At 67.4% G+C, this 18,451-nt stretch carries 13 protein-coding genes; 8 read left to right on the top strand and 5 right to left on the bottom strand.

Going from position 1 to position 18,451, the window contains the following annotated elements; translation table 11 throughout:
- Positions 1–57 precede the first annotated feature (57 nt).
- Genes clpX through R2910_00650 form a run of 3 tightly spaced genes read left to right on the top strand, consistent with a single transcriptional unit; the run spans position 58 to position 2,590 of the window.
- Positions 58–1,305, top strand: coding sequence for an ATP-dependent Clp protease ATP-binding subunit ClpX (gene clpX / locus R2910_00640; protein ID MEZ4411473.1), 1,248 nt, complete (start codon positions 58–60; stop codon positions 1,303–1,305).
- Between the two features lie 44 nt (positions 1,306–1,349).
- Positions 1,350–1,943, top strand: a complete 594-nt coding sequence (yihA, locus tag R2910_00645) for a ribosome biogenesis GTP-binding protein YihA/YsxC (protein MEZ4411474.1) — start codon at positions 1,350–1,352, stop codon at positions 1,941–1,943.
- Positions 1,940–2,590, top strand: a complete 651-nt coding sequence (locus R2910_00650) for a hypothetical protein (protein ID MEZ4411475.1) — start codon at positions 1,940–1,942, stop codon at positions 2,588–2,590. Before yihA ends, R2910_00650 begins: the two co-directional genes overlap by 4 nt.
- A 12-nt stretch (positions 2,591–2,602) precedes the next feature.
- Here the strand turns inward: R2910_00650 and R2910_00655 are convergent, their stop codons facing one another.
- The gene (locus R2910_00655) at positions 2,603–3,631 is read right to left on the bottom strand and encodes an FAD:protein FMN transferase (GenBank protein ID MEZ4411476.1); all 1,029 of its coding nucleotides are present in this window, start codon (positions 3,629–3,631) and stop codon (positions 2,603–2,605) included.
- Between the two features lie 122 nt (positions 3,632–3,753).
- On the opposite strand from R2910_00655, the gene R2910_00660 reads away from it, so the two are divergent.
- From R2910_00660 to R2910_00680, 5 genes are all read left to right on the top strand, one after another.
- Positions 3,754–4,605 carry an acyltransferase gene (locus R2910_00660; protein ID MEZ4411477.1) on the top strand — a complete coding sequence of 284 codons (852 nt, stop codon included), beginning with the start codon at positions 3,754–3,756 and terminating at the stop codon, positions 4,603–4,605.
- 59 nt (positions 4,606–4,664) lie between these two features.
- Entirely contained in the window at positions 4,665–6,665 is a 2,001-nt protein-coding gene (locus R2910_00665; protein ID MEZ4411478.1) for an ATP-binding protein, read from the top strand.
- Between the two features lie 164 nt (positions 6,666–6,829).
- Positions 6,830–9,583 (top strand): TonB-dependent receptor, encoded by a 2,754-nt coding sequence (locus R2910_00670; protein ID MEZ4411479.1) that lies wholly within the window; start codon positions 6,830–6,832, stop codon positions 9,581–9,583.
- Between the two features lie 120 nt (positions 9,584–9,703).
- Positions 9,704–11,410 (top strand): fibronectin type III domain-containing protein, encoded by a 1,707-nt coding sequence (locus R2910_00675; protein ID MEZ4411480.1) that lies wholly within the window; start codon positions 9,704–9,706, stop codon positions 11,408–11,410.
- Between the two features lie 73 nt (positions 11,411–11,483).
- Positions 11,484–12,080 (top strand): hypothetical protein, encoded by a 597-nt coding sequence (locus tag R2910_00680; protein ID MEZ4411481.1) that lies wholly within the window; start codon positions 11,484–11,486, stop codon positions 12,078–12,080.
- 6 nt (positions 12,081–12,086) lie between these two features.
- On the opposite strand, the gene R2910_00685 is transcribed toward R2910_00680, so the two are convergent.
- The 4 genes from R2910_00685 to R2910_00700 form a co-directional block, all read right to left on the bottom strand.
- On the bottom strand, positions 12,087–13,520 hold the full coding sequence (locus tag R2910_00685) for a NosD domain-containing protein (GenBank protein ID MEZ4411482.1): 1,434 nt from the start codon (positions 13,518–13,520) through the stop codon (positions 12,087–12,089).
- Positions 13,514–13,981, bottom strand: a complete 468-nt coding sequence (locus tag R2910_00690; GenBank protein ID MEZ4411483.1) for an NUDIX domain-containing protein — start codon at positions 13,979–13,981, stop codon at positions 13,514–13,516. Before R2910_00690 ends, R2910_00685 begins: the two co-directional genes overlap by 7 nt.
- A 24-nt stretch (positions 13,982–14,005) precedes the next feature.
- A complete protein-coding gene (locus R2910_00695; GenBank protein ID MEZ4411484.1) occupies positions 14,006–16,258 on the bottom strand; it encodes an ATPase, T2SS/T4P/T4SS family in 2,253 nt (750 codons plus the stop codon).
- A 70-nt stretch (positions 16,259–16,328) separates the two neighbouring features.
- Positions 16,329–18,371, bottom strand: coding sequence for a hypothetical protein (locus tag R2910_00700; protein MEZ4411485.1), 2,043 nt, complete (start codon positions 18,369–18,371; stop codon positions 16,329–16,331).
- Positions 18,372–18,451: the final 80 nt, after the last annotated feature.

Below are 18,451 nucleotides of genomic sequence, written 5' to 3' on the forward strand. Positions count from 1 at the left end.
CCGGGACCCGGCCCACCTTTGGGGTGGGGTCCCCCCTTTACCATCGGCGGCCAGCGCATGTCGAACGACAAGCATCTCCGCTGTTCCTTCTGCGGGAAGTCCAAGGATTCGGTCCGGAAGTTTATTTCCGGTCCGTCTGTTTACATTTGCAACGAGTGCATCACCCTCTGCAATGAGATTCTGGCGGAGGACGAAGAGCGGGAGGTTGCCGAGAGCATCACCTCCGTTCCGACCCCGGCGGAGATCAAGAGCACCCTCGACGAATATGTGATCGGCCAGGAGCGCGCCAAGCGCACCCTTTCCGTGGCCGTCTACAACCACTACAAGCGCATCAACGCCGCGGCCGCCCGCGATGGCGAGGTGGAGCTCGAGAAGTCGAACATTCTGCTTCTCGGGCCGACGGGCGTGGGCAAGACATTGCTGGCGCAGACGCTGGCCCGCATCCTCGACGTCCCGTTCACGATTGCCGACGCCACGACCCTGACCGAGGCCGGCTATGTCGGCGAGGACGTGGAGAACATCCTCGTGCGGCTGCTGCAGGCCGGTGAGTTCAACGTCGCCGAATGCGAACGGGGCATCGTCTACATCGATGAAATCGACAAGGTCGCCCGCAAGTCGGAAAATCCCAGCATCACGCGGGACGTTTCGGGCGAGGGAGTCCAGCAGGCGCTGCTGAAGATTCTCGAGGGCACGGTGGCGTCGGTACCGCCGCAGGGCGGACGCAAGCATCCACAGCAGGAATACATCCAGATCAACACCAAGGACATCCTGTTCATCTGCGGCGGCGCCTTCGACGGGCTCGAGAAGATCATCGAGGCGCGTCTCGGCCGGCAGAAGATCGGGTTCACCTCCGGCGCCCGGGCCGAACGCCCGGCCGAGGCGGCACACGACCCGTTCACCGACGTGGAACCGGACGACTTGCTTCGCTTCGGCTTGATTCCCGAGCTGGTGGGCCGGTTGCCCGTGACGGTATCGCTCGAGTCGCTGGACGAGGCCGCCCTGGTGCAGATTCTGCTCGAGCCCAAGAACGCCCTCACCAAGCAGTACCGGAAGCTCTTCGAGCTCGAGGACGCCCGGCTGACCTTCGATGCCGAGGCCCTGCGGGCCGTGGCCCGGAAGGCGCTGAAGCGCGGCACCGGCGCCCGCGGCCTCCGCGCCATCCTCGAAACGACCATGACCGACATCATGTTCGACCTGCCGGACAGGGAGGACGTGCGCGAGGTCGTGATCACGCCGGAATGCGTCAACGAGGGCAAGCCCCCGCTGGTGGTCACCGAGCGGGTCAAGCAGAAAAAAGAAGCGTAGGAGTCGCGACGGCCTCCCGAGCAAGCGGCTCCCCCGCCCCCCTGTTGTCGAGCCTTCCCATCGAGTTCGTCGGATCCTTTCCCGATCCGGGCGTCCGGCTGGAGCCACCACTTCCCGAGGTGGCGTTCGTCGGGCGGTCGAACGTGGGGAAGTCGAGCCTGCTGAACGCGCTGGTGGGCAAGAAGGGGCTCGCGCGCGTGAGCGGCACCCCGGGCAAGACCAGGCTGGTGAACGTCTTCCGGCTGCCCGGCCTCTACCTGGTGGACTTGCCGGGCTACGGGTTCGCTCGGGCCAGCAAGACGGCGCGTGCCGGATTCCGCGAGTTGCTCAACGGCTACGTCGCGCAGCGCGACACGCTCGCCGGCGTGGTCTGGATGCTCGATATCCGACGCGACCTTTCCGAGGACGACCAGGAGGTGCGCGGCCTGCTCGCGGCCTCCGGCCACCCGGTGCTGGCGGTGCTGACCAAGATCGACAAGCTGGGGCGGGCGGCCGCCCGCGACCGGACGCTGGCCCTCGCCAGGGAACTCCAGCTCGCCGTGGACGAATTGCAGCCGACCAGTACCGTGACAGGGGAAGGGATCGCCGACCTGAGCGAGTCCATCCTGTCCGTCGCCGACCAAGGACACGACGCATGAGATACTTCAGCCGGCTTGTCGCGGTGCTCGCGCTCTGCGCCTGCGCGCACTCAAACAAGGCGCATTCCCAGGAGACGCCGGATCCGATGGGGACGATGCCCCCGATGGGCCTCGGCTCGCTGACCCAGGAACAGATGTCGGTTTCGATCGCGAACAGCCAGCTGACCATCCGCTTTCAGCCGCTCAATGAACGCCTGCTCCGCTTGCTGGCTCCGGACGCCTATCGGGCGCTCTCGGGCATGATCGCGAGCCGTGGAAGCGCCATCGATTCGATCAGCCAGTACAGCGGGACCTCCCAGCCGGGCTTGATGCTGGTGACCGTCTACGGCAACGTCCCCGACGTCCGGTTCGACGCCAGCTCAGTCGGTGTGTCGGTCAACTCGGTGCGGATCGACCCCATCGGGATCATCCCGCTCAATGCGAATTTCAGCCGGCAGCAGCTCCCGCGGCAGGCGGTCGGCCAGGGGCTCTACGTATTTTCGGAGGAGCTTCCGGTCTACTCACCGATAGTGTTCAGCTACGGTTCGGTGGCGGTGGAGGGATGGGCACAGAAGATTCCGACTTTGGACCGGGAACTTGCCCGAGTCTCCGCCCGGGCACGGTCGCAGCAGACACAGCCGGTGCCGGACTCCGCCGCAACGCCCTAGCGGCCGGTCCGGTCAGCGGATCGGCGTAGCCGTTGCAGAGTCGAGTGCAGGACGCAGGCCCTCGTTGTACCGAAAACGGATCGCGCCGTCCCGGCGGTCCAGAATCAACACCCCGACGTCGTTGTGCCCCTCCGCCCATGCGTACGCGCTGTCTGGCCCGAGCACGAAGAGCGCGGTCGAGAGCACATCGGCGCGCAGTGGGTCGGCCGCCACGACGGTCAGGCTGCCCCACCCGGGCACCGGGGTTCCGGTCCGCGGGTCGAGGATATGGCCAATGGTTTGCCCTGCTGCGCGGACGTACCGGCCCGACTGGCTGGATGTCGACGCCGATCCGCCGGCAAGCCAGAGGGTGAAGACCTCCTCCTTGTTGTCCTCCGGGCTCGGAATCGCCAGCCGCCACGGCCCACCCGTTCGCGTCGGACCAAGCACAACCACCTGCTGGCCGAACGTGACCTGCGCGGAGTGGACCCCATGTGCGCGCAAGCTGTCGCGGACCGCGCGCAGGCTGTACCCCTTCACAAACCCCCAAGGCATGAACCCCGCCGCCGCCGCGAGGCGCTGGGCGACACACCGATCGAGGTCGAGTTGCATGCCGCCGTTGCCGGCGGCCCGCCGGGCCGCCTCGAGTTCCACGACGGAGGGGACGCGCCCGTCGCCATCGAGGTCCCAGGCGTCCACGAGCGAGCCGATCACCAAGTCAAACACCCCAGGCACTTCGGCCGCACTCCGGTCGACCTCCCGCAGCACCTGGCACAGCGACGGGTCGATCTCCGCTGTGGCCCCGACCGCCGTGGCATTCAGCTCGCTCACCCGGCTGTCGGTGCGGTTCGGGGAGAGGAGGGCGTCCGAGGCCCCGACGGCGCTGAGGACCGCCTGGGACGCCTCGACCGCGGCCATCCGGCTGGGGGCCTCCAGCGACATCTGCAGGGTGGCCTCCATCGCCGTCGCTTTGCGATCGATCCAGACCGGTCCCCCGCCCGCTCCCTTTCCATCACAGGCGAGGAGGAGGAGACCAGCCAGGACGGGAAGAAGTCGATCCATGCGCCGCACCTGCTGGGAGGTGGAGGGCAACGGGTGGGCGCGGGGCCCGCGCGATTGACCCCGGAACCGTGGCGCCGAGGTCTCCACCCCGGTAAACTCCGGACAACTATGGAGAGCTGCTAATGGCATATCTACCCCTGCGATCCGTGAGTCTGCCTGAGCGGGCCGAGGCGGCGTACGAGGCGTGGTTGGACGAACTCGAGTCCCAACTGGACGCCCCCGGGGCCGACTGGTCGCGCGTCGTGCGCCAGACGCTGCTCCACCTCTTTCATCCCGACCTGCCGGACTGGGAGACCGCCGTGGCGGACCCGCGCCGTTCCCCCGCGTCGCTGGCGGCCCTGCTCGCGCTGGACCCGACGAATATTACCCTCGAACCGGAATATTACGGCGACGTCGACCCCGTGCGCTTCGCCCGCGTCAAGCCGCTCCTCTGGCTTTGGTACAGCTTCGATCGGGCCCCGCTCGCCGGTCAGAACGTGGCGCTCGGCATCGCGCTCCGCCGACGCCTGGCGCCGAGGATCTTCGCCCGGTGCGGACGCAACTTCAAGTGTTTTCAGCACGTCGAGTTCTCCTACGGCTACAACATGGAGGTCGGTGACGACGTCGTGATTCACCGGCATGTCCTGCTGGATGACCGGGGCGGCCTGACCCTGGGCGACCGGGTCAGCGTGTCGGATTACGCCAACATCTACAGCCACACCCACAGTATCGTGGATCAGCGCGAAGTGACGAACGCGCGAACGATTCTCGAGGACGACACCAGGATCACCTATCACGCCACGGTCCTCGCCGGCGTGCGCGTGGGCCAAAACGGAATGGTGGGCGCCGGCGCCGTCGCCACCAAGCACGTCCGGCCATACCACGTGAACGTCGGCATCCCGGCCAAGTCGGTGCGGGTCAAGCCGAACGCGCCGCCCGAGACGATCCACACCGACCTGCCTACGCGCCACGCTGGCGAGCCGGGGCCATCCTGACCGCGCTCATCATCGTCACGCTCCTCGCCTGCGCGGCGGCGCTGGTCTGGTCGTGGCGTGTGCGGCGCCGACACGAGGTCGAGTCCGCGGCCCTCGCGGCGCAGCTCGCCGAGGTGCAGGCCGAGCGCGACGATTTTGCGCGCCGCCTTGACCGGCGCATCAACGAGATCTTCTCCCTCCAGGAACTCAGTTACGTGCTCTCCGAATCGCTCCAGACCGAGCGGATCGTGGAGCAGGTGGCCCGGTTTACCTCCCGATTCCTCGAAGCGGAGGGAACGGTCGTCGCACTCGCGTCGGAGGAGCATCCCGAACTCCGTATCGCGTCGGCCGAAGGATCGCTCGCCTCCCTCCTGGGTCGCTCGATCCCGTCCGGGGAGGGGGGCCTCCTCACCCAGGCCATCGGTCGTGAGCGGATTGAGCTCGCCGAGGGCCCACCGCCGGGCGTGGAACTGGTGGCGGGCGTGCTCGTGGCGCGGACCGCCGTCGCCCCATTGCGCGCCCATGGCATGACCCTCGGAGCCATGGCCGTCGCGGCACGCCGCGACCGGCCGTTCTCCACCCAGGACCTCTGGCTGATATCCACCGTCGCGATGCAGGCGGCGGTGGTGCTGACCAACAGCCGGTTCTTCGGGCTGCTGCGACAGGGCAAGGAAGAGTGGGAAACGACGTTCGACGCCCTCTCCGAAGGCATCGCGCTGGTCGACGGGGCCGGCCGCATCACCCGGGCCAACCGGGCGCTCGCGCTGCTGGCCGGCGTCCCGCTCGCCTCCCTGGTCGGGCGGCCCTTCGTCTCCTCCCTTTTTTCGGAGTCAGCGCCCGCGGAGGAGTTGCTCGCGGGCGCGCGCCTCGGCAAGTCGCGGATCCCGACCCTGCTGCCCTCGACCAAGCTGCACCGCACCCTGCGGCTGGCCGGCGCGCCGCTTCCGGCGCACGAGGGGACCGCGTCGATCGTGGTCATGGTGGAGGATGTCACGGACCAGCGCGCCCTCGAAGCGCAGCTGATCCAGAACGAGAAGATGGCGGCCGTCGGGCAGCTGGTGTCCGGCGTCGCGCACGAACTGAACAATCCGCTGACGTCGATTGCGGGGCTCTCCGAGCTCCTCCTCGAGCAGGAACGCCTGCCCGGCGCTGTCCGGGAGCACCTGAACGTGATTCACGAACAGGCAGATCGCGCCGGACGAATCGTGGCCAACCTGCTGACCTTTGCGCGCAAGGGCACGCCGGAGCAGGCGGTCGTCGACCTGGAGGACGTGGCGCAGCGAACCACGCTGCTGATCCAGGCGGAGCTTCGGTTGCGCGGCATCACGCTCGAGCGCACCACCGGCGCGCCCGCCATTGTCCGCGGTGACCGGTACGAAATCCAACAGGTGTTGCTGAACCTGCTGACCAACGCCGTCCACGCGCTCTCCGACCTCCCGCCCGATGCGGACCGGCGGATCCTCGTGGCCACCGGCCAGGAGGACGACCGGGCCTTTGTCCGGGTCACGGACACCGGCCCCGGCATCCCTGCCGCGCTGGTCGGACGCATCTTCACGCCGTTCTTTACCACGAAGGAACCGGGCCGGGGCACCGGGCTTGGACTCTCCATCAGCTACGGTATCGTGGAGTCACACGGCGGGCGGCTGTCGTACGCACCAGGAGAGGAGGGGGGATCGACCTTCGCGATCGAGCTGCCAGCCTACGGCAGCGGCCCTGTGAAGCAGCTCGTGCCGTGCCGGGTGCTGGTGGCCGATGCGGATCGGTCGGTCCACCGGGTGGTCACCGCCCTCCTGACGCAGAACGGGGTACAGATCCACACGGCGCGAACGGGAGCAGAAGCCGTGGTCATGTCCAACGAACTGGCCTACGACATCGTGCTCGTCGACCCGACGTTGTCGGGGGCCTCGGAGCCGCTCGTCCCGTTGCTGCTGGCCCAGCGGCCCGAGCTTCTCTCGCGCCTGGTCCTCCTCGGCGACGACGGCCGCACCCTCCACGCCGACCTGCCAGAGATCCCCCACCTCGCCAAACCGCTGGTCCCGCGCGACGCACGGGCGGTGCTGCAGCGCCTGCTGGGCTCGTAGTCCAACCACCCCCCGCTGCAGTGTGACACAACTGTTGCCGGTCCGTGAAAGAGGGCCGACACGAGTCGTTGAGTATTCGGGCTGCATCCACGGCGGACGGGCCAGACGGCCGGCCCGCCCCACACGCTCCCGAATCCCGGCCTGCAATGTCGATACGTTCCCGTGTGTCCCGCCTGCTTCCCCTCGTGACCATCCTCATCCTCGTCCCGACGGTCGGGACCGCCCAGGAGACCGGCAGAGTGGTCGGCAGGATCCTCGACCAGGCGTTGGGCACGCCGATCGCCGGGGCCACCGTGGAGGTGGACAGCGCCCCCGTCCCGATCCGGACGACGTCGGCGATCGACGGGCACTATTCCCTCCGCAATGTGCCGGCCGGCCCCGTTACCATACGCGTCCGCCAGATCGGCTACGGCCCCAAGAACGTCAAGGGGCTGATCGTGCCAGCCGGCGCCACGGTGGAACAAGACATCTCCCTGAACGCCCAGGTGTTCACGCTCGATGAGCTGACGGTGACGGCCACCGCTGAGAAGAGCACCGTAGCGGGCGCCCTTGATGCGCAACGCATGGCGCCGAATGTCACCAATTCGATCAGTGCGCAGCAAATCGAACAGAGCCCTGACGCCGATGCAGGCGCCGCGATCAAGCGGGTCAGTGGCGCGTCGGTCCTGGACGGGAAGTACGTCTTTGTGCGGGGACTTGGCGAACGCTACACCACGACTTCGCTCAATGGCGCTCGGGTCCCGAGCCCCGAGCCGGATCGCAAGGTCGTCCCCATGGACATCTTCCCGACCAACCTGCTCTCGGGCATCCAGACCTCCAAGACGTTCACCCCGGACCAGCCAGGCGACTTCAGCGGCGCGTCAGTCAACATCACCACCCGGGAATTTTCGGCCAACCACATCTTCACGATGACCGTCGGTTCGGGATGGAACTCGGCAGCCACCGGCGTTGAGCTGGCCAGGGCGCCAACCGCGGGAGGCGAATGGATTGCCAATGGCGCGCCTCCCCGTGCCATTCCACAGAACGTGGCCGACGCCAACAACCTGAACGGGTTGACGCAAACCGAGGTAAACGGCCTCATTGGCTCGTTCCGCAATGTCTGGTCCCCCACCTACGAATCCGGCCTCCCCAACGCCACCTTCAACGCGTCCCTCGGCGGCGAAGACCCGGTGTTCGGGCAGCCGCTTGGCTATGTCGGCTCATTCACGTACACCTATACGCAGGATATCCGGGACGGCGAAATCAAGAGCCTCGCCAAGAACGGGCCCGACAAGGACACGGCGGAGCCGCTCAACACCTTCACCGGATCCACCAGTTTCGGGTCGGTGCTTTGGGGCGGCATGCTGAATCTCTACACCCGGCTGGGCAGTTCGGGGCGCATCACCTTCAACAACACCTACACGCGGAGCGCGGACAACGAAGCCAGCCTGCTGGGGGGCTTCAATGAGGAGTTCGCTGACACATTTCAGTTCTCCAACCTGACGTACATCCAGCGGTCCGTCCGATCCGACCAGCTCGCCGGGCAGCACCTGGTGGGCAACAACACGACGCTCGACTGGCAGATAACCAACGCGGCGGTCAGCCGTGACGCGCCCGACCGCTCCAGCATCGGCTACCTGGCACACCCCAAGGGGAACGGGGTGTTCGAGCCGTACCAGTGGTTCGGACAGCCGCGCTTTGCCACCCGGACCTGGGACAACACGACGGAATCGGCGTGGGACCTGGGGCTGGACCTGGCGCGCAACTTCGGGAAGGGCGCCTCCACCGTCGTCGTGAAGATCGGCGGCGCCTATCGCACCGCCAATCGGGACGCGAACAGCCGGGCCTACGACATCAACAACATCAATCTGGCCGACAGCGCGCTGGCGCTGACACCCGAGCAGATCTTCACCCAGCAGAACATCGCCGACAGCAGCTTCCTCCTGGTGGCCAACGCCAATGGCGGCCGTTACACCGCTGACGACAAGATCCTGGCCGGCTATGCCATGGCCACGGTGCCGATCGGGGACCGGTGGACCCTGCTCGGCGGTGTTCGGGTGGAAGACTGGAAGCTTCAGGTCGATACCCGCACGGCCGCGGGCAACGTGGTCCCGTCCAACCCTCAGGCGACGGACGTGCTCCCCTCGCTGGCCATCACCTACCGGCTCCCCCCTGACCAGGTGATCCGTCTGTCGGCCACGCAGACCCTGGCCCGCCCCGAGTACCGGGAACTGAGCCCCGTGCCGTACTTCGAGCAGGTCGGCTTCGCCACGACCTTTGGCAACCCATTGCTGACGCGAAGCTTGATCCAGAATTACGACCTGCGCTGGGAGTGGTACCCCTCTGGCGGCGAGGTCGTGAGTGTCGGCCTCTTCGCCAAGAACTTCACGGCGCCGATCGAGAAGGTGATCATCCAGGCCTCCGGCGCCAACTCCCTCAGCTTCGTCAATGCCGAGAGCGCGCAGAACTATGGCATCGAGCTCGAGGTCAGGAAGAACCTTGGGTTCGTCGGCGATGCCCTCGAGGGAATCTCTGCGTTCGCCAACGCCACGTTCATGAAGAGTCAGATCGTCACCGGCAACGACAGCATCGCTTCCCTCACCAATCCCGACCGCCCGATGATCGGTCAGTCGCCTTATGTGGTCAACGCGGGGCTCACCTATCTGAGCCCCGGCGGGCGCACCACCGCCTCCCTGCTCTACAACATCGCGGGTGAGCGGATCCTCGAGGTCGGGAGCGGCGGCCTGCCGGACGCCTACGAACAGCCGCGAAGCATCCTCGACGCGTCGGTTGAAGTCGGCCTCTCCCGTGATGTCAGCGTGAAGGTCGACGCCCGCAACCTGTTGAACAGCGAATATCTCATGACGCAAGGGGGCGTGACCCGGCTTCGTTACACCACTGGCCGGATCTGGGTCGTGGCGTTCAAATGGCGGCCCTGAGTTCGAATTGACCTGATCGTGACGCGGTCGTCGCTTCGCCGCGACCATCCGCTGTTTTCCTTGAGGCGCGCGGGACGGCCCGCGGAAGTCTCCCCGACACGCAACGAACGAGAGGAACCGATGATGGATCGACTGAAGGCGCTCTGGGTGGTACCCGCGATCGCACTGGCGCTCGCCGCCTGCTCGGACAGCAACAACGACAACGGCGGGACCGGCCCGACGCCCGTGGCGGCCCCGACCAACCTGGCGGTGACCCAACTCTCGCTGACCTCCCTGCAGGTCAGCTGGACGGCAGCTTCCGGGGCCACCTCCTACCTGCTGCAACGCGCGTCTGCCTCGAACCCGGGTGTCTTCACCCAGATCGGCGGAGGCGTCCTGGCCGCCACCAGCTTCAGCGATACCGGGCTCACCCCGACGGTCGCCTACAGCTATCGCGTCGCGTCCGTCACGGCCTCCGACACCAGCGGTTTCACCTCCGCGGTCACCGCGGCCACGGGTGTGTCGGCGGCCACGATCTCCGGGAACATCACCACCAACCGCACGCTCTACGCCGACACGCTGTATACGCTCAGCGGGTACGTGAAGGTGCAGAGCGGGGCCACGCTCACCATCGAGCCCGGCACCAAGATCGTAGGCGACACCGGCGTGCTCGGAAGTTCACTCTGGATCCTCCGCGGCGCCAAGATCGACGCGCAGGGGACCGTGACGCAGCCGATCGTCTTCACCTCCGCCCGCGCCCCCGGCAACCGGAAGCCCGGCGACTGGGGCGGCCTCATCATCATCGGCAACGGCATCATCAACCGGACCGGCTCCCCGATCCTGACCGAAGGTGGTTCCGCTGGCGTAGCCGAGGACTACTCGGGCGGCACGGACAACAACGACAACAGCGGCATCCTCAAGTACGTTCGCATCGAGTTCGCCGGGTACGACATCTCCAACGGCGCCGGCCAGGAGCTGAACACCCTGTCCAGCTACGCCGTCGGACGCGGCACCACCTACGAGTACCTCCAGTCGATGTCCGGCCTGGATGACTCCTTTGAGTTTTGGGGCGGCGCGGTGGACGGCCGATACCTCGTGTCATACGAGTCCGGCGACGACCACTTCGACTGGACCGAGGGGTACCAGGGCCGCATGCAGTTCATGCTCGCCCTCCAGACCCAGCGCCTCAACCCCGCCCCCGGCGCCGGCACCTTCTCCGGTGACCCGCGCGGCTTCGAGGGCGACGGCTGCGACCCGGGTGTAAGCGGCTGCACCGTCACCGCGACCGGCACCAGCACCCCGTACTCCAACCCGGTGTTCGCCAACTTCACCATGGTTGGCCCCGGCCAGCTCGCCGGCATCCCGAACGACGGCAACGGCGGCGTCTGGCGCCGAGGGACCGGCGGCTACGTGGCAAACGGCGTCCTCTCCCGCTGGAAGGGCTATGGCATCAGCATCCGCGATGCCTGGACCGACACGCTGTTTACGCAGCTCGACTCACTCTCGTTCTACTCGATCATCATGGCCCAGAACGGCCCTGGCGGGAACTTCGACACCACCGGCACGGCCTACGCCGCGCCGAGCAACTGGCCCATTGCCCAGTACAACAGCCTGAAGCTGTATTCCAGCTCCGTGTCGGTGGATACCCTCCTCGGCATCAGCACCAACCCGGCTGGACTCAACTGGGCGCCGAAGGCCGGTTCGCCGGCCGCATCCGGGGCGACGGCTGTCCCGGCCGCGAAGGTGAGCGGGTACTTTGGCGGCACCTGGCAGAACACCAGCTATCTCGGTGCCTGCGACGTTGTCTGCACCTGGTACCAGGGCTGGACCGTCTACCAGATCAATTGACCACGTTTTCTGTGACACCGTGGGGTCGGCTCGCCATCGTGGCGGGTCGGCCCCCGGTCTTTGGAGAGACCTGATGCGATTGTACTTCGTGGTGGCCGCCCTGGCCCTCGGTGCCGCCTGCGGACCGGAAGGTGGGCACTCCCCGCCGGCAAGTTCCAACGCGGCCACGGTCGTCGATTCCGCGATCCCAAGGGACGAGGCCCTGCGGAGGTTCCGGGTCGGCCTGGACACCGTCACGACGCTGACGGGAGGCGCTTCGAGCCGGGACGCGCTGGTGCGCGAATACGTGGAAGCGCTGGCGGCTGCAGACACCGCGGCGATCATCCGCCTGACCATGACGCGGGCGGAATTCGCCTGGCTCTACTATCCCGAAAGTGCGCAGGGGCTCCCGCCCTATGACCTCAGCCCGTCGCTGATGTGGTTCATGATGGACGAGCAGTCGCGCAAGGGACTGACACGCGCGCTTGCGGAGCTCGGTGGGCAACCGTACCCCTACGCTGGGTATGTCTGCGAGGGAGCGGAGGTGGTGGAGGGACCGAATACCCTCTGGGGGCCGTGCCTGATCCGGCGGGTGGTGGCACCCGGGGATACCGTCAACGAGCGGCTCTTTGGGCAGATCCTCGGTCGAGACGGCATGTACAAGATCACGACCCATGCCAACAAGTTCTGACGGCGGTCAGTACCCCGCCGCCGACGCCGGAAACCACGGAGTCACTACGACCGAACCCCTCGTCCGGGCAACGGCCTCCGCCTCGGTGGCCGTCGCCCAGTAGTTGCTGCCGGCCGTCAGCGACGGCGCCACGATGAAGTACCGCTGAGCGCGGAGGAAAACGTTGCCCGTGACCTGCGCGTCCCGCCCGACGGAGTCGGCCACGAAGGCCTCATCCACCGCATCGAAGGTGTTCCCGCGCACTCGGGCGTGCGCTGTCCGCTCCAGGACCAGGCCACGCGTCACCTCGGCGATGGTGTTCCCGTCGATCACATAGTCGCGGCTCGAGGGACCCGCCGAGTCCCGCGTGAACAACAGGATTCCCGTCTTGCCACCCATGATCAGGTTTGTCAGCAGCCGATTGGTCCCGCCGTGCTCGATGGCGATCCCGACCGAGCGCGACCCCAGGATAATGTTCCCCTGCACGGTCGTGCCGGTGGAATAGCCGAGCCAGAAACCGTAGTCCGAGCTGTCGGCACGGTTCTCGAGAAAGACGTTGCCATGGCTGAACGTGGACTCGAACGCGTTGTGGTAGGCGGACGATCCATCGTTCCGAAGCACCATGTTGCCGTTCGAAGGTCGGACGTACCCCGGCTGTCCGCTGAGGAAGAAACCGTCGCCCGACCAGGTGATGTCGTTGTCCGCCACCAGGTTGGAGTCGCTCTGTTCCCGGAGCAGGATGCCCGCGGAATCACACCCCCGCCGATAGGCCGGCGACTCGCAGCGCACGTTGTGATGCGCCTTGTTGCGCACCACCACGTTTTGCGACGAGGCCCAGAGGTGCACGCCCCACCCGCTGTTCTCCGAGACGTCGTTGTCGGCCACGTAGCTGGCGCGCGCGTCGATCAACCCGATGCCGTTCTGGGCATGGCGGGCGGAGTTCCCGACGATCGTCGCGCCGTTGGTGTTCTTCAGGAGAATGCCGCCACCATACGCCTCCGCAGAGTCCGCTCGGAAGATGTCGAGCCAATCGCGTTCGTCGTACCGGTCCGGCGTGGACCGGAGCGACTGGGCGCGGGACCCCGAGACGTCGACCCGGGCGATGCGATGGCCGCGTCCCCCTTCGATCCGGATGCCGTGCCGAAATCCCCGAATCGTCCCGCCATAGATCTCGACGTTGTCGAGCCCGCGGCTGACCACGCCGGCCCCGAGAAACGCCGCCTGCACGCTGTCGCCGCTCTCCAGGGTGACGCCGGTGAGATTCAGCCGGGTGCCGGAGCCGGCGATGATCAGCACGCCGAGCTCCCCGTGGTCCGCGATGCGGTAGCGGCCAGGACAGACCGTCACGTCTCCCTGCACCTGCGTACCGGCGCGCGCCAGGCGCAGGCAGGGCTCGCGTGTTGGGGGCTGGATCAGGAGGACGAGCGCGGACGCACAGAGCAGGACGGGGCGGTTCAGCATAGGCGGAGTAGATCCTCCAGGGGGCCGGCGCCACCATGCGCGAACAGGACAAGGATGTCATCGAGGGCACGGCGAGAGCGCGGCCACGAGAGACGGCTGCGGGCGAGGTCGACCGAGAGCCATTCCGCGGCGTCGTGCTCGTCGGAGATCGAGACCTCGGCGTCGGCGGGCACGAAGGCCACGAACGAGGGGATGAGGGCCACCGCATCGGTGCGGTGCAGGTAGAAGGATTCGACCCGGCTCAGGTTGTACATCGCGGACGGTGTGAGCCCGGTCTCTTCCTTCAGCTCGCGGCGCGCACCTTCCACCGGGGGCTCCCCATCCTCGAGATGGCCGTGGACGACTTCCCAGGCTCCCGGTGAGCGCCCGCGCTCGCTGCGCCGGAGCACCAGAAACTCGAAGCCCGCCCCGACAGGGCGGGCCACGTAGAGATCGATCATCGACACGCACACGTCGGTCATCGTGGGGAACTTTCCGGCGTCAGGCTACCCGGCCCGCCGCCGACTGAGGACGGCGTCGAGCCTGGCCGAGAGCGCCCGCGCCCGGAAGGGCTTGGTGAGAAAATCATCTGCGCCCAGCTCGAACACGCGGACTTCGTTGTCCTCGTCGCCCTTCGCGGTCAGGACGATGACAGGAATGTCCTGCGTCGTGGGGCGGGAGCGGAGCTTGGCCAGCACTCCATACCCGTCGAGTCCGGGAAGATTGAGGTCGAGGACGATGATGTCGGGCGCCACCCGGTCGACCTGGTCGAGCGCCTGGACCCCGTCGCGCGCCTCGTGGACGAGGTACCCGTCCCGCTCCAGCAGGTCTTTCATCACCCGGCGCAACTGGTCCTCGTCATCGACCAGGAGCACCGAGACGCCGCGGGACTGGTCGCCCACCGGCTCCTCCGCCGCCGGGGGAGCGTCCTCCAGCAGTTCAAATGCGGTGGTCAGGTCCACCGCGGGGGCGGCGGGGGCTTCCTGGCCCTGCGGAACTGCGGGGAAGACGCCAGTCGGGTAGAGCGAGGGAATGCCGAGCGCCGCCTGGCGGGCCCCGGCCGCGCCGTAGCGCCCCTCCATCGGGATATCGGTGACCCGCAAGAGCTCGTCGACCGAGCTGTCCCCCTCCAGCACGTGTCGAAGCCCGCTCTCGAAGAGCGACAGCATGCCATTTTGACGCCCCGCCGTCGCAATCATGTCGACGGTAGCGCCCTGGCCGATGAGCCGTTCGATGTCGGGACTCATCGTGAGGATCTCAACGATGGAGAACCGGCCGCGATAGCCGGTCATGGCGCAGTCCGGGCACCCCTTCGGCTGGTACAGCGTCTTGGCGCCGGTGAAGTACTGCATCACCCGCTCGGGCACCGGTTCCTTCTGCACCACGCGACAGGAGAGGCAGAGGCGGCGCATCAGCCGCTGGGCGATCACGCCACGCAGCGCCGCGCCGATCTTGTAGGCCTGCATGCCCATGTCGACGAGGCGGGTGACGGAGTTGGGCGCGTCATTCGTGTGCAGCGTGGACAGCACCAAGTGGCCGGTGAGCGACGCCTGCACCGCGATCTGGGCCGTTTCGCCGTCCCGGATTTCGCCGACCAGCACCACGTCGGGGTCCTGCCGCAGGATCGAGCGCAGGGCGGTGGAGAAGGTGAGCCCCGCCTTCTCGTTGATCTGCACCTGCACGATATGCTTGCCCAGCCGGAATTCGACGGGATCCTCGATCGTGACGATGTTGACCCCTTCGCTCTGGATCATCCGCAGGGCGGAGTAGAGCGTGGTGGTCTTGCCCGACCCGGTCGGGCCGGTCACGAGAATGATGCCTTCCTTGTATCCCAGGAGGCGCTCGATCTGCTTCCGTTCCTCGAGGAAGAGCCCCAGCGTCTCCAGCGACAAGACCGTGGACTTCTGGTTGAGGATTCGGATCACGACCTTCTCGCCATACGTGGCGGGAAGGGTCGAGACGCGGAGATCCACCTTGTCGTTGTTGATGGCGATGCGGGCCCGGCCGTCCTGCGGCCGGAGTCGGTCGGCGATGTCGAGGCCGGACATGATCTTGATGCGGGAAATCAGCGGCACCCCGGCGGCGCGCGGCACCGTCATGACCTGCCGGAGCACACCGTCGATCCGGTACCGGACCGTGACACCACCCTCGACCGGCTCGACGTGGATGTCGCTGGCCCGGCTGGTGACGCCATCGGCAAGCATCATGTCGACCAGGCGGATAATCGGCTTCTGGCTCGCCTCGTCGGCGGAAGCACCGATATCCTCCTCGGCGTCCTCGATCTGCTGCACTTCGGCACCCGTCTCCAGCCCGCCCAGCAGCTTGGAAACGAGGTTCTCGCCCCGGTACAACTCCTCGAGCCGGTCCTTGATGCGCCCCGGCGAGGAGAGCAGCAGCCGGACTTCCCGCCCCGTCGCGAAGGCGAGCATCTTTTCGGCATCGATGTCGAAGGGATTGGCCGTGGCCGCGTCGAGGGACGAGTCGGTGATTCGCAGGGGAAGCACGTGGTGCTTCCGCGCGACGCTCTCCGGCACCACGTCGCGGACTTTCATGTCCATCGTCGTCAAGTCGGCCAGCGGGAACCGGAACCGCGCGGAAATCGCGGCGAGGATCTCGTCGTCGGTCATGATCCGGCGCTGGACGAGCTGCTCCCAGAGCGACGTGGGCGTCGCCTCGGCGGCCTCGCGGATGGCCGCCATGGCCTCCTCGGGCACCGTGATTTCCAGCGTGGGAACCAGCCACTCGTCCAGAAACGCCATTCAGCGGATTACCTCAACGAATTGGAACCCGAAATAAAGGCCGCCCGGGGGGCATTGGGTAGTGCCGCGGCTACAGGATGTTCCACCACTCCCGGGTAATGTCCAGCGTCACCTCGAACAATCCGTCCCGGAGCCCATACCCGCCCTCGAGACGCACGAGCCCCATGAACCACTCCGTAGCCAGCCCGGCGGTGCTGCGGAGGCCGTCGCTCGCCGCCCAGGGCGTGCCAGCGACCGCCCGTTCGCTCCATCCGGCCCCGATGAAGGGGGCGAGGATGAAGGTCCGGCCGGTGCTCGCAAACGATCCGAGCGGAATGGCGGGGGCCGGCACATGGAACCGCCACTCGGCGTGCGCCAGCGCCAGGCTCCTCCCCCCGAAGGCCCGGAAGGGGTACCCGACCAGGCTGCCGCGCCCGCCCATGACGAAGCTCCGATACGCCGGCATGCCGTCGCCCCCAACCCCGCCGTACCCGAGCACACGGAGGACGCCCGTTCCCAGGGGCGCCTGCCAGCGGACCGCCGCCGCCGCCCGAAGGTACCCGGTCGGCCCTGTTCCCCCCTCGAACGACAACTCGCCGCTGAGGTCGTGAGGGGCCTCCATCCCCGCGGCTGCCCGGGTCAGGCGCAGGGTCGCCTGGGAGTAGCGGCCCGCTCCGAGCGGCGGGTTGGGGCGATAGGTCCCACGGGCGGGAGTCGCCGCCACCCCCATGTCGTGGCTCTCCTCCGCCCCGACCGACAGCGCCAGCGTGGTTCGATCGGCCACCGGCCGCAGGAGGCCGAGGCGGAGCCAGTCCACCAGGGCATAGTCGCCGTAGTCCTGCCCCGCCTCCTGGGAGGTGAGGGAGTTGACCACAGGGGCCGTGATCAGGAAGTCGCTCACGTCCTGCACGCGGCGCCCCGCGCCCAGGCTCAGCGTGTTCGTGCCCAGGCCGAGATCCACAACCAGCCGACCGAAGAGCCTGCCATCGCTGGTGCCATAGGCGGCATAGGGACGGAGGGCCACCCGGCGCTCCGCCGCCTGGAGCGTCAACCCAAATCCGAGGGTCAGTCCCTGCACCCGGTTGACATGGGCCAGTTCGCTGATCGAATTGGACGCGATTCGCGTCCCATGCAATCCGCTGAGCGACCGGTCGCCCGCAAGGTCCTCCACCTGGCGCCGCAGCGCCAGCATGTCCTGGCGCGTCACCGGTTCGGCCACCCCGGCCAGCGCGTCATCCAGCGACTCGCTCCACTCGGTCGCGTCCGGCTTGGGCTCCCGGAGCCCGCCGATCGCCGGTGCGGCGTAGAGGGCGCGCGGGAATTCCGCGTTCAGCTCGTAGTTGCCCACCTCCCACCGGCCCTGGATGATCCCGCGGGCGGGAAAATCGAGCCAGGTGGTGCGGCGCCGAATCTCGATCCTCTGGCGCTCGGGCAGCCAGTAGCGACCCTCGTAGAGGGCGTTCTCGAGGACGATGCTGATGTCCTCGAGCTGCGGATCGAGGTAGGAGACGGGCGTGAAGCTAAAACGGAACTGCACCACCTCCGCCGTCTCGACGTCGAGGTACAGGGTCCCGATCACCAGCGGCTGGGTGAACGACTTGGGGCGCACGGCGACCTCGTACACCTGGACCGTGCGAGTGTTCGCGGAAAGTGCCAGCGAGTCCTGCAGGGCAAAGTCGTATGCCGCCAGCCCCTGGGGTGAGAGCGGATGATAGACGTCCCGGACCTCGTCCCCTTCGCCGATGCGAATCCGGTTACCGTAGTTGTTGGTGACGACGCCCAGATGATCCCGATGGTAGTTGATGTCGGTGGGAAGCCAGGTGCCGTCGCGCCAGCCGAGAATCGTCTGCTTGCTGATCCCCGGTACTCGCCAATACACTTCCAGCTTGAGTTCGTCCGCCTTGACGAGCCTGGGAGGCTCGGTGAGGCCGGAACCGACCTGGGCCAGGAAGAGGACGAAGCCGTGCGCCTCGGACCGGTACGACTGCAGGGTGGTGTCAGCCTCGACCTGCTGCCGGCGCGCCACGCCGCGACCGACGAGGGCCAGGACCTCCGGCGTATTCCACTGCTGCGCCGCGAGTGGCGGAGCGAAGCTGAGCACGACGACGGAGAGAACCCAGAGGCGGAGGCGCATCGATTGAGAATATCCCGGGAACCGAGGGCTGGAGCAAGCGACGCCGTTGCGATCGCCCTGACACTCGCCCTGGCTTGTTC

The organism is Gemmatimonadales bacterium, from assembly GCA_041390145.1.
In the GTDB taxonomy this organism is placed as follows: Bacteria; Gemmatimonadota; Gemmatimonadetes; order Gemmatimonadales; family GWC2-71-9; genus SPDF01.